This is a genomic window from Streptomyces sp. NPDC017940, assembly GCF_044328435.1.
Taxonomy (GTDB): domain Bacteria; phylum Actinomycetota; class Actinomycetes; order Streptomycetales; family Streptomycetaceae; genus Streptomyces.
In genome coordinates this window covers 1-12,115 of sequence record NZ_JBIRHJ010000012.1, presented here as the reverse complement: position 1 = coordinate 12,115, position 12,115 = coordinate 1, and the positions used below count along the sequence as shown (strand labels likewise).

Here is a 12,115-nt window from a genome sequence, read left to right as displayed (position 1 = left end):
CGGTTCGCGTGAGCATCTGCGAACTCAGCGAAGCAAGCGGGCCGTTCGGGGTGGTCGGCAGCGGGAGCGCCGAGGGGGGAACGACGGGTGAGCGTGACGACTTCTGCCGCCGCCGGCGCCAACGGGCCGGGACAGGCACCCGGGAGCGGCGTTCCTGCCGCCGCCGGACCGGACGCCGCGCTCCCCGGGACCGTCGCCGGACTCGGTTTCTGCCGCGTCACGATCGTCGCCCCCGACAGCCGCGTCGACGTGGCGCTGCCCGACGACGTCGCGGTCGCCGACCTCTACCCGGAGGTCCTGCGCCTGTCGCGGCAGCGCCCCGCCGAAGGCGCCCCCGTCGGCTACCACCTCGTACGCCGGGACGGCGCGGTCCTCGACAGCGCGCGCTCCTTCGCGGCCCAGCGCATCCTCGACGGGGAACTCCTCACGCTGCGGCCCTTCTCCGCGTCACTGCCCCCTGCCGTCTTCGACGACGTGTCCGACGCCATCGCCTCCGCCGTCACGCGCGACCGCTCCCTGTGGAACGCCGAGCTGACCCGCCTCGCGGGCCTGACCGGTGGCGCCGTCCTCCCGGTCCTCCTCGCCCTCGCGGCCTGGTCCGCAGCCCCCCGGCACGACACGCACGGCCTGACCGGCATCCTCGCCGCCGTCGCCGGCCTGCTGCTGCTCACCCTCGCCGGTGTCCGGGCCCGGATCTACGACGACCGGGCCGGGGCCGTCGCGCTCGGCCTCGGGGCGCTGCCGAACGTGGCGGTCGCGGGCTCGGGGCTGCTCGCGCCCGTGGAGGGGCAGGGGATCGGCAAGCTCCAGTTCCTGCTCGGCTGCGCGGCCGTGCTGATCGCCTCGGTGGTGCTCGTCCTGGTGTCGCCGCGCGCGGACGGCCCGTTCGTGGCCTGGGCCTTCGCCGCCGCCGTGGGGCTCGCCGCCTCGTTCACGGCGAGCCTGTGCGAGCTGACACCCACCGAGACCGCGGCGCTCTGCGCCCCGTTCGCCGTCGGCGCGCTCGCCTTCCTGCCGGGCCTCTCGATGCGCTTCGCCCGGCTGCCCATCGGCTACGACCCGCCGCACGCCTCCCGCCGGGCCTACGACCCCGACCCGGACCCCGCGCCCCACGACCCCGTCGACGCCGAGCGCATCGCCGCCCAGGCCCGCCGCGGCCACGAACTGCTCGTCGGCCTCGTCGGCGGCTGCGCACTGGTGTCCGTCGGCGCCGCGGCGGTCCTCGGCTCCGCGGACGACGCGTGGGCCCAGCTGCTCGCCTTCGCCACCGGTGTCGCCATGCTCATGCGCGCCCAGCTCTTCCGCTACACGGCCCAGGTCGCCGCCACGCTGGCCGCCGGGCTCGCCTGCCTGGTCCTGCTCGGCGTCGGGCTGTGCCTGAACCCGCCGCAGCACCTGGTCCGAGACGCCCTCGCGGGCGACTCCGGCGCGCTCGACCTGCGCACCATCTGGCTCGTGGCCGCCATCGCCGCCGCGGCCGCGCTGACCACCGCCATCGGCCTGATCACCGCCCGTAGCGGGGTGACCCCCTTCTGGGGCCGCTTCCTGGAGATCGCGGAGGTCTTCGTCCTGCTCACCCTGCTCCCGCTCACCCTGGCCGTGTTCGACGTGTACGCGTCGGCCCGCGCGATGACGAGCTGACGCGAGCGGTTCCGGCAGGGCGGTGGGGGGTCCGGGGGAGCCCGGGACGGCCCGGGCAGGTCCCCGCTCCCGGCCTGGTACTCTGTGTAACGCCCGCATGTCTGCGCACCCCCCGAGGCCCCCAGGCCAGGGAGAAGCGCCGCGGCACCCCGCCTCCCGAGGCGGAACCCCACCCCCCAAGGTGGACCCGCCCCAGGGCGGACCCCGGCCTCCCGAGTCACGGAAGCTCCCCTGAGTAGAAGACCAGGGGCACTCGAAGGCACTGAAGACATCTCAAGGAGTACGCGTGTCGCTCGACGCCGCTACGAAGAAGCAGATCATGTCCGAGTTCGGCCAGAAGGAGGGCGACACCGGCTCCCCCGAGGTCCAGGTGGCGCTGCTCTCCCGCCGCATCTCGGACCTGACCGAGCACCTCAAGACGCACAAGCACGACCACCACTCCCGTCGTGGTCTGCTGATCCTCGTCGGTCAGCGCCGCCGTCTGCTGCAGTACCTGGCCAAGAAGGACATCCAGCGCTTCCGTGCCCTGGTCGACCGGCTCGGCATCCGCCGCGGCGCGGCGGGCGCCAAGTAAGACGCCGTGAAGGGAGCGGTTCCCACTCGAAGCACTCGAAGGGGGCCGCTCCCTTTGCCGTACGTGCGCGTTGTCGGCGTGGCTTTGTAGTCTGGTGACGTCCGGCACACCGCAGGACACCGGCACACACGCCGGACGCGGGCGCGAGCCCGTGCCCACAACCCCATAGGAGAAGCGCATCCAGCCGCCGCCGGTCCTCGGTAGTGGCCCCCGGGATACGAGAAGGACGAACCCCGGGTGCTTCGATCGAAGACCGGCCCGCACGCACGGCGCGCTTCTCCCACCACCGCAGGGCCACACGGGCCCGCGGTGGAAAACCCCGGGCCACACGGGCCCGGGGCACTTCCGGGCCACACGGGCCCGGGGGAGCTCCAGGGCCACACGGGCCCGGGAGTGCAGACGAACGTAGGAGATTCGCTGGTGGAGAACGAGACCCACTACGCCGAGGCCGTCATCGACAACGGCACCTTCGGCACCCGCACCATCCGCTTCGAGACGGGCCGCCTGGCCCGTCAGGCCGCCGGCTCCGCCGTGGCCTACCTGGACGACGACACGATGGTCCTCTCGGCCACCAGCGCGTCCAAGAAGCCCAAGGACCAGCTCGACTTCTTCCCCCTCACGGTGGACGTCGAGGAGCGGCAGTACGCGGCCGGCAAGATCCCCGGCTCCTTCTTCCGCCGTGAGGGCCGTCCCTCCGAGGACGCGGTCCTGACCTGCCGCCTGATCGACCGCCCGCTGCGTCCTTCCTTCAAGAAGGGCCTGCGCAACGAGATCCAGATCGTCGAGACGATCATGGCGCTCAACCCCGACCACCTGTACGACGTGGTCGCGATCAACGCCGCCTCCTGCTCCACGCAGCTGGCGGGACTGCCCTTCTCGGGCCCGATCGGCGGCACGCGTGTGGCGCTCATCAAGGGCCAGTGGGTCGCCTTCCCGACGCACACCGAGCTCGAGGACGCCGTCTTCGACATGGTCGTCGCCGGTCGCGTCCTCGAGGACGGCGACGTCGCGATCATGATGGTCGAGGCCGAGGCCACCGAGAAGACCGTCCAGCTCGTCAAGGACGGCGCGGAGGCCCCCACGGAGGAGGTCGTCGCCGCCGGTCTCGAGGCCGCGAAGCCCTTCATCAAGGTCCTCTGCAAGGCCCAGGCCGACCTCGCCGCCAAGGCCGCCAAGCCCACCGGCGACTTCCCGGTCTTCCTGGACTACGAGGACGACGTCCTGGAGGCCCTCACCGCCGCCGTGAAGTCGGAGCTCTCCCAGGCCCTGACCATCCCCGGCAAGCAGGAGCGCGAGGCCGAGCTCGACCGCGTCAAGGAGATCGCCTCCGAGAAGCTGCTCCCGCAGTTCGAGGGCCGCGAGAAGGAGATCTCGGGCGCCTACCGCGCGCTGACCAAGAAGCTGGTCCGCGAGCGCGTCATCAAGGACAAGGTCCGCATCGACGGCCGCGGCGTCACGGACATCCGTACGCTCGCCGCCGAGGTCGAGGCCATCCCGCGCGTGCACGGCTCGGCGCTCTTCGAGCGCGGCGAGACCCAGATCCTCGGCGTGACGACGCTGAACATGCTCCGGATGGAGCAGCAGCTCGACACGCTGTCCCCGGTGACGCGCAAGCGCTACATGCACAACTACAACTTCCCGCCGTACTCCGTCGGTGAGACGGGCCGCGTCGGTTCGCCCAAGCGCCGCGAGATCGGCCACGGCGCGCTCGCCGAGCGCGCCATCGTGCCGGTGCTCCCCTCGCGCGAGGAGTTCCCGTACGCGATCCGTCAGGTCTCCGAGGCCCTCGGTTCCAACGGCTCGACGTCCATGGGCTCGGTCTGCGCCTCCACGATGTCGCTCCTGAACGCCGGTGTGCCGCTGAAGGCCGCCGTCGCCGGTATCGCCATGGGTCTGATCTCCCAGGAGATCGACGGCCAGACGCACTACGTCGCCCTCACCGACATCCTCGGTGCGGAGGACGCCTTCGGCGACATGGACTTCAAGGTCGCGGGCACGAAGCAGTTCGTGACCGCCCTCCAGCTCGACACCAAGCTCGACGGCATCCCCGCCTCGGTCCTGGCCGCCGCGCTGAAGCAGGCTCGTGACGCCCGCCTCCACATCCTCGACGTGATGATGGAAGCGATCGACGTCCCGGACGAGATGTCCCCGAACGCCCCGCGGATCATCACCGTCAAGATCCCGGTGGACAAGATCGGTGAGGTCATCGGCCCGAAGGGCAAGATGATCAACCAGATCCAGGAGGACACGGGCGCCGACATCACGATCGAGGACGACGGCACCATCTACATCGGTGCCGCCGACGGCCCGGCCGCCGAGGCCGCCCGCGCCACGATCAACGGCATCGCCAACCCGACCATGCCGGAGGTCGGCGAGCGCTACCTGGGCACGGTCGTCAAGACCACCACCTTCGGTGCGTTCGTGTCGCTGCTCCCGGGCAAGGACGGTCTGCTGCACATCTCGCAGATCCGCAAGCTCGCCGGCGGCAAGCGCGTGGAGAACGTCGAGGACGTCCTCGGCGTGGGCCAGAAGGTCCAGGTCGAGATCGCCGAGATCGACTCCCGCGGCAAGCTCTCCCTGATCCCCGTCGTCGAGGGCGAGGACGGCGAGGAGAACGCCGACGAGAAGGCCTCCGAGACGAAGGACGACGCCGCCAAGTGACGTCCCGTAGCTCCAAGGCGACGGCCCGCACCTCTTCGGAGGCGCGGGCCGTCGCCCGTACCCAAACCCTCATCAAGGGCCGCGACGGCATCGGCACGGTCCGCAAGACCACCCTCCCCGGCGGCCTGCGCGTCGTCACCGAGACCCTGCCGTCCGTCCGCTCGGCCACCTTCGGCATCTGGGCCCACGTCGGCTCCCGCGACGAGACCCCCGCCCTGAACGGCGCCACGCACTACCTGGAGCACCTGCTCTTCAAGGGCACCGCCCGCCGCAGCGCCCTGGACATCTCCTCGGCGATCGACGCGGTCGGCGGCGAGATGAACGCGTTCACGGCCAAGGAGTACACGTGCTACTACGCACGCGTGCTCGACACCGACCTGCCTTTGGCGATCGACGTCGTCTGCGACATGCTCACCGGCTCGCTCATCGAGCAGGAGGACGTGGACGCCGAGCGCGGCGTCATCCTCGAAGAGATCGCGATGACGGAGGACGACCCGGGCGACTGCGTGCACGACCTGTTCGCGCACACGATGCTCGGCGACACCCCCCTCGGCCGCCCGGTCCTCGGCACCGTCGACACGATCAACGCCCTGACGGCCGACCGCATCCGCCGCTTCTACAAGAAGCACTACGACCCGACCCACCTGGTCGTCGCCGCGGCCGGCAACGTGGACCACCAGAAGGTCGTCCGCCAGGTCCGCGCGGCCTTCGAGAAGGCCGGCGCGCTGCACCGCACGGACGCCACCCCGGTGGCCCCGCGCTCCGGCTCGCGCCGCCTGACCACCTCGGGCCGGGTGGAGATCGTCGATCGCAGGACCGAGCAGGCCCACGTCATCCTCGGCATGCCGGGCCTCGCCCGCACCGACGAGCGCCGCTGGGCCCTCGGGGTCCTGAACGCCGCGCTCGGCGGCGGCATGTCCTCGCGGCTGTTCCAGGAGGTCAGGGAGAAGCGCGGCCTGGCGTACAGCGTGTACTCGTACACCTCGGGCTTCGCCGACACCGGTCTCTTCGGCGTGTACGCGGGCTGCCGCCCGAGCCAGGTGCACGACGTCCTGAAGATCTGCCGCGACCAGCTGGACCAGGTCGCCAGGGACGGTCTCACGGACGACGAGGTCGCCCGCGCCATCGGCCAGCTCGCGGGCTCCACCGTCCTCGGTCTCGAGGACACCGGCGCGCTGATGAACCGTATCGGCAAGAGTGAGCTGTGCTGGGGCGAGCAGATGTCCGTCGACGACATGCTCGCGAAGATCACGGCGGTCACCCCCGACGAGGTGCGCGCGGTGGCCGGTGACGTCCTCGGTCGGCGCCCCTCGCTCTCGGCGATCGGCCCGCTCAAGGACAAGCAGGTCACGCGCCTGCACGACGCGGTCGCCTAGACCGTCCGCAGGACCCAGTCCTCCCGAGGACCGACTCCCGTTTAAGGATGAAGGACATGAGCAAGCTGCGCGTGGCGGTCATCGGCGCCAGGGGCCGGATCGGCTCCGAAGCCGTCCGGGCCGTCGAGGCCGCCGACGACATGGAACTGGTCGCCGGACTGAGCCGCGGCGACAAGCTGGAGACGCTGGTGGAAGCCGGCGCCCAGGTCGCGGTCGAACTGACCGACCCGGGTTCGGTGATGGACAACCTCGACTTCTGCGTACGAAACGGAATCCACGCCGTCGTCGGTACGACGGGATGGACCGACGAGCGCCTCGCGCGGCTGCGGGCCGCACTGGAAGCGTCCCCGGGGACGGGCGTCCTCATCGCCCCCAACTTCTCCATCGGCGCGGTTCTGACCATGAGGTTCGCGCAGCTCGCGGCGCCGTACTTCGAGTCGGTCGAGGTCGTCGAGCTGCACCACCCGAACAAGGTGGACGCACCGAGCGGTACCGCCACGCGCACCGCCCAGCTGATCGCCGAGGCGCGCCGGGAAGCGGGCAGCGCCCCGCAGCCCGACGCCACGAGCACCGCCCTCGACGGCGCCCGCGGCGCGGACGTCGAGGGGGTACCGGTCCACTCGGTGCGGCTGCGCGGCCTCCTCGCCCACCAGGAGGTCCTGCTCGGCGGCGAGGGCGAGACCCTCACGGTCCGCCACGACTCGCTGCACCACAGCAGCTTCATGCCGGGCATCCTGCTCGGCGCCCGCCGGGTGGTGTCCACACCGGGCCTGACGTTCGGCCTCGAACACTTCCTGGACCTGAACTGACCGTCATGCGCGCAAAGATCACCTACGCCGTCACGGCTGCCGTCCTGGTCGTCTACTTCGTCCTGGTCGGCAGCCGTGGCGTGCTCCTGATACAGCACGGCACCCTGCTCACCGTCACCTTCGGTGTCGCGGTGCTCATCCTGCCGGTCATCGGCGTCTGGTTCCTGTGGCAGAACACCCGGTTCGTGCAGCGCGCGAACCGGCTCGCCGCCGAGCTGGAGGCCGAAGGCGGGCTGCCCGTCGACGAGTTGAAGCGGACGCCAAGCGGCCGTATCGACCGGGACTCGGCGGACGAGGTCTTCGCCCGGCGCAAGGCGGAGACGGAGGACACCCCCGACGACTGGCGCTGCTGGTTCCGGCTCGCCATCGCCTACCACGACGCGCGGGACACCCCCCGCGCGCGCAAGGCCATGCAGCGGGCGATCACCCTCCATGAGGGCGGGGCGCTCGGCGCGTAGGGGGCAGGGTGCTCCGCCCGGCTCGGCGTGCTGTCAGGCGGTGGGCCGGTACTCCTCGGCCCACACCTCGACCGTGTCGGCCGCCCGGTCGAAGGCCGCGCGACGTGCCAGGAAGTCCGCGTTCCTGTCGGTCAGGAGCAGCCACGGATCGGCGGCGGCCCGGTCCTGCCGTACGAGGAGCAGCGCCTGCCCCTGCACCGTGCGGGGCAGTCCGAGCCACCGCACGGGCTGCTGCGTCGTGCGCACCGAGCCCACCTGCGTCCACGGCACCGTCCGGGTGGCCAGGAACGAGACCCTGCGCAGCCCCTGCGCGCTCACCCAGGTGCCCATGCGCAGCAGCCGCAGGGCGGCGGCGATGATGAGGGCGGCGAGCCCCGCGCAGACCGCGGCGCCCGGCAGCGACTCGGCGACGGCGATGATCACGGCGGCCGCGAGCACGTACGAGGCCAGGAGCAGCAGCACGGCGGCGGCTCCCACCCGCCAGGGGCCGGGGCGGTACGGCCGGCGCCAGCGGTCGCGGTCGTCGAAGGGCAGCGCGACATCGTGCGCCGCGTCGTCGAAGGCGCGATCCGCGGTCAGGAAGGGCAGGGGCACGGCTGATCCTCACTCGATCCACGCATGGGCTGTGCCCGGTGAGGCTATCGAGCCGTGCTCCCTGCTACCACCCTTGGGGGGCCAAGGGGGTCAGCGTCCGTCGAAGGCTTCGGACTGCTGGGTCTTGGCGGGCGTCTGGTCGGCGGACATCGCGGGCATCCCGAAGAGCAGGGAGCCCACCAGGCCGGCCACCACGGTGAGGCCGATGAGCGTGCGGCCCATGATCTGGCCGGCCGTGGCGCGCTCACGAGGCGGGGGAGTGACGTTGCTGCGGAACTTGTCGGCTTCGGCGACGAAGGCGAAGGGTACGGGCTCTCGCCGACGGAACATGGGTAGCGCGTCTCCTCACGGGACTCGAACTGAACTGTGTCAACAAGACAGACGCTCGAATCGCCCAAAAGGTGCCCGGATTCCGCAAATTCGCCGAAGATTGCCGTGACGCGGCACTGGGCGGCGAGCACCGGGCGGCCAGCACCGGAGGGCCGCTCGCCGCTCGCCGCTTGCCGATGCCGATGCCGGTACCGATGCAGGTGGGGGTGCTGGTGCCGCTTCCGGTCCTGCTGCCTGTGCCTATGGCCGAGTCGTGCCGTCGAGCGGCCGCCCCGGTGTGCGCGTCGTGCACCGCACGCTCCCCGACCGGGGGCGCACGACCGCGTGCGACGCTCCTCGTGGCGCCGCGCACGGCGTGGACGCGCGGTTCGCTGCGGCACTGATGTGCGGATGGGCGAGTGAAGTGTCCGTATTGCGGCATTTCTAGAAGTTCATCTAGCCTGATCAAACGGACCCGGCACTGCTTGAACCCCCGAGCAGGCAGTGCCGGGCTCCTCCTCTGTCAGGCCCTGTGCGTCACCCGAGGGGCGACCCCGCGCTGAGCAGCGAGTAGCGTGTTACCCATGGCTCCGACCTCCACTCCGCAGACCCCCTTCGGGCGGGTCCTCACCGCCATGGTCACGCCGTTCACGGCGGACGGCGCACTCGACCTCGACGGCGCGCGCCAGCTCGCCGCGCATCTGGTGGACGCAGGCAACGACGGCCTGATCGTCAATGGCACCACCGGCGAGTCCCCGACCACCAGCGACGCGGAGAAAGCAGAACTCGTACGAGCCGTAGCGGACGCCGTCGGAGACCGCGCCCACATCGTGGCCGGCGTCGGCACGAACGACACCCGCCACAGCATCGAACTCGCCCGCGCCGCCGAGCGAGCCGGCGCGCACGGACTGCTCACCGTCACGCCGTACTACAACAAGCCGCCGCAGGAGGGCCTTCTCCGGCACTTCACCGCGATCGCCGACGCCACCGAGCTGCCGGTGATGCTGTACGACATCCCGGGGCGCAGCGGGGTGCCGATCAACACCGAGACGATCGTCCGCCTCGCCGAGCACCCCCGGATCGTCGCCAACAAGGACGCCAAGGGCGACCTCGGCCGCGCCAGCTGGGCCATCGCCCGCTCCGGCCTCGCCTGGTACTCCGGCGACGACATGCTGAACCTGCCGCTGCTCTCGGTGGGCGCCTGTGGTTTCGTCTCCGTGGTCAGCCACGTCGTCACGCCCGAGCTGCGCGCGATGCTGGAGGCGTACGGCAACGGCGACGTCCAGAAGGCGACCGAGATCCACCAGCGACTGCTCCCGGTGTTCACGGGCATGTTCCGTACGCAGGGTGTGATCACGAGCAAGGCGGCGCTCGCCCTGCAAGGCCGCCCCGCCGGGCCGCTGCGCCTTCCCCTCGTCGAACTGTCACCCGAGGAGACGGCCCAGCTCAAGATCGACCTCGCCGCAGGCGGGGTACAGCTGTAGCCACAGACTTCATAACTGAATATGCAACACCGCAGGCCAGGAGCCTGCGACCACACAACTGCTACTGCACGAACGTCATGCGCGCCACGTGCCCCTCAGGTACGTGGCGTGCGTGGTGAGGAGAGTCTTTTGAGTCATCCGCATCCTGAACTCGGCGCCCCGCCCAAGCTCCCGAAGGGCGGCCTCCGGGTCACCCCGCTCGGCGGCCTCGGCGAGATCGGCCGCAACATGACCGTCTTCGAGTACGGCGGGCGTCTTCTGATCGTCGACTGCGGCGTGCTCTTCCCCGAGGAGGAGCAGCCCGGCATCGATCTGATCCTGCCGGACTTCACGTCCATCCGGGACCGCCTCGACGACATCGAGGGCATCGTCCTCACGCACGGCCACGAGGACCACATCGGCGGTGTCCCCTATCTCCTGCGCGAGAAGCCGGACATCCCGCTGATCGGCTCCAAGCTGACCCTCGCCCTGATCGAGGCCAAGCTCCAGGAGCACCGCATCCGGCCGTACACGCTGGAGGTGGCCGAGGGCCACCGTGAGCGCGTCGGTCCTTTCGACTGCGAGTTCGTCGCGGTCAACCACTCCATCCCGGACGCCCTGGCCGTGGCCATCCGCACCCCCGCGGGCATGGTCGTGCACACCGGCGACTTCAAGATGGACCAGCTGCCGCTGGACCACCGCCTGACCGACCTGCACGCCTTCGCGCGGCTGAGCGAGGAGGGCATCGACCTCCTCCTCTCCGACTCGACGAACGCCGAGGTCCCGGGCTTCGTGCCGCCGGAGCGCGACATCTCGAACGTGCTCCGCCAGGTGTTCGCGGGCGCCCGCAAGCGGATCATCGTGGCGAGCTTCGCCAGCCACGTGCACCGCATCCAGCAGATCCTCGACGCTGCCCACGAGTACGGCCGCCGGGTCGCCTTCGTCGGCCGCTCCATGGTCCGCAACATGGGCATCGCCCGTGACCTCGGCTATCTGAAGGTTCCGCCGGGCCTCGTCGTCGACGTCAAGACCCTCGACGACCTGCCCGACCACGAGGTCGTCCTGGTCTGCACGGGCTCCCAGGGCGAGCCGATGGCCGCGCTGTCGCGCATGGCCAACCGCGACCACCAGATCCGCATCGTCTCCGGCGACACGGTGATCCTGGCGTCGTCCCTCATCCCGGGCAACGAGAACGCGGTCTACCGCGTCATCAACGGCCTCACCCGCTGGGGCGCCAACGTCGTGCACAAGGGCAACGCCAAGGTGCACGTCTCGGGCCACGCGTCGGCCGGCGAGCTGCTGTACTTCTACAACATCTGCCGGCCGAAGAACCTGATGCCGGTCCACGGCGAATGGCGGCACTTGCGTGCCAACGCCGAACTGGGCGCCCTCACCGGCGTCCCGCACGACCGGATCGTCATCGCCGAGGACGGCGTCGTCGTCGACCTCGTCGAGGGCAAGGCCAAGATCGTGGGCAAGGTCCAGGCCGGGTACGTGTACGTCGACGGTCTCTCCGTAGGCGACGTGGGCGAGCCCGCGCTGAAGGACCGCAAGATCCTCGGGGACGAGGGCATCATCTCGGTCTTCGTCGTGGTCGACTCGACCACCGGCAAGATCACCGGGGGCCCGCACGTCCAGGCCCGTGGGTCCGGCATCGAGGACTCCGCCTTCAACGCGGTCCTGCCGAAGGTCCAGGAAGTCCTGGAGAAGTCGGCCCAGGACGGCGTGGTCGAGCCCCACCAGCTACAGCAGCTCATCCGCCGCACGCTGGGCAAGTGGGTCTCGGACAACTACCGCCGCCGCCCGATGATCCTGCCCGTCGTCGTGGAGGTCTGACGGTCCACCGGCCCGTCCGACCCATCTGACTAGCGGTCTTCCGGAGCGGGGCGCCTCGATTTGCATCGGGGCGCCCCGCTCCAGTACGTTTACGGCTCCGCCATACGGGGAACCGCCGCGCACAGTGTGCCGGGGGCGCCCCGAACGGGACGGAAATTCCGACTCAGAATCTCTGATAAAGTCGGAGCCGCCGGAAAGGGAAACGCGAAAGCGAAGACCTGGAAAGCACCGAGGAAATCGGATCGGAACGGGAAGCCGGAAAGATCTGATAGAGTCGGAAACGCAAGAACAGAAGAAAAACCGAAGGGAAGCGCCCGGAGGAAAGCCTGAGAGAGTCTCTCGGGTGAGTACAAAGGAAGCGTCCGTTCCTTGAGAACTCAACAGCGTGCCAAAA

The 12,115-nt window shown here is 70.5% G+C and carries 10 protein-coding genes; 8 read left to right on the top strand and 2 right to left on the bottom strand.

Annotation, left to right across the window (positions count from 1 at the left end; all coding sequences use genetic code 11):
• Positions 1-93 precede the first annotated feature (93 nt).
• The 6 genes from eccD to ACH4DX_RS32160 all read left to right on the top strand — a co-directional run bounded on the left by eccD (position 94) and on the right by ACH4DX_RS32160 (position 7,519).
• The gene (gene eccD / locus ACH4DX_RS32185; protein WP_398157746.1) at positions 94-1,641 is read left to right on the top strand and encodes a type VII secretion integral membrane protein EccD; all 1,548 of its coding nucleotides are present in this window, start codon (positions 94-96) and stop codon (positions 1,639-1,641) included.
• A 286-nt stretch (positions 1,642-1,927) separates the two neighbouring features.
• Complete coding sequence (gene rpsO / locus ACH4DX_RS32180; RefSeq protein WP_030567128.1) at positions 1,928-2,215, top strand: 30S ribosomal protein S15; 288 nt, start codon at positions 1,928-1,930, stop codon at positions 2,213-2,215.
• Between the two features lie 420 nt (positions 2,216-2,635).
• Positions 2,636-4,876: a polyribonucleotide nucleotidyltransferase gene (locus ACH4DX_RS32175; RefSeq protein WP_398123112.1), complete on the top strand. Its 2,241-nt coding sequence runs from the start codon at positions 2,636-2,638 to the stop codon at positions 4,874-4,876.
• Positions 4,873-6,252 (top strand): M16 family metallopeptidase, encoded by a 1,380-nt coding sequence (locus ACH4DX_RS32170; RefSeq protein WP_398123113.1) that lies wholly within the window; start codon positions 4,873-4,875, stop codon positions 6,250-6,252. Before ACH4DX_RS32175 ends, ACH4DX_RS32170 begins: the two co-directional genes overlap by 4 nt.
• Before the next feature lie 56 nt (positions 6,253-6,308).
• Positions 6,309-7,061, top strand: a complete 753-nt coding sequence (dapB, locus tag ACH4DX_RS32165) for a 4-hydroxy-tetrahydrodipicolinate reductase (RefSeq protein WP_398123114.1) — start codon at positions 6,309-6,311, stop codon at positions 7,059-7,061.
• A 5-nt stretch (positions 7,062-7,066) separates the two neighbouring features.
• Complete coding sequence (locus tag ACH4DX_RS32160; RefSeq protein ID WP_398157680.1) at positions 7,067-7,519, top strand: hypothetical protein; 453 nt, start codon at positions 7,067-7,069, stop codon at positions 7,517-7,519.
• Between the two features lie 33 nt (positions 7,520-7,552).
• Here ACH4DX_RS32160 and ACH4DX_RS32155 read toward each other — a convergent pair whose 3' ends face one another.
• Together ACH4DX_RS32155 and ACH4DX_RS32150 are read right to left on the bottom strand one after the other, a co-directional pair.
• The gene (locus ACH4DX_RS32155; protein ID WP_398123116.1) at positions 7,553-8,113 is read right to left on the bottom strand and encodes a hypothetical protein; all 561 of its coding nucleotides are present in this window, start codon (positions 8,111-8,113) and stop codon (positions 7,553-7,555) included.
• Positions 8,114-8,203: 90 nt separating this feature from the next.
• Entirely contained in the window at positions 8,204-8,443 is a 240-nt protein-coding gene (locus tag ACH4DX_RS32150; protein ID WP_398123117.1) for a hypothetical protein, read from the bottom strand.
• Positions 8,444-9,006: 563 nt separating this feature from the next.
• On the opposite strand from ACH4DX_RS32150, the gene dapA reads away from it, so the two are divergent.
• Positions 9,007-9,906: a 4-hydroxy-tetrahydrodipicolinate synthase gene (gene dapA, locus ACH4DX_RS32145; RefSeq protein WP_398123118.1), complete on the top strand. Its 900-nt coding sequence runs from the start codon at positions 9,007-9,009 to the stop codon at positions 9,904-9,906.
• 129 nt (positions 9,907-10,035) lie between these two features.
• On the top strand, positions 10,036-11,721 hold the full coding sequence (locus ACH4DX_RS32140) for a ribonuclease J (RefSeq protein WP_398123119.1): 1,686 nt from the start codon (positions 10,036-10,038) through the stop codon (positions 11,719-11,721).
• Positions 11,722-12,115: the final 394 nt, after the last annotated feature.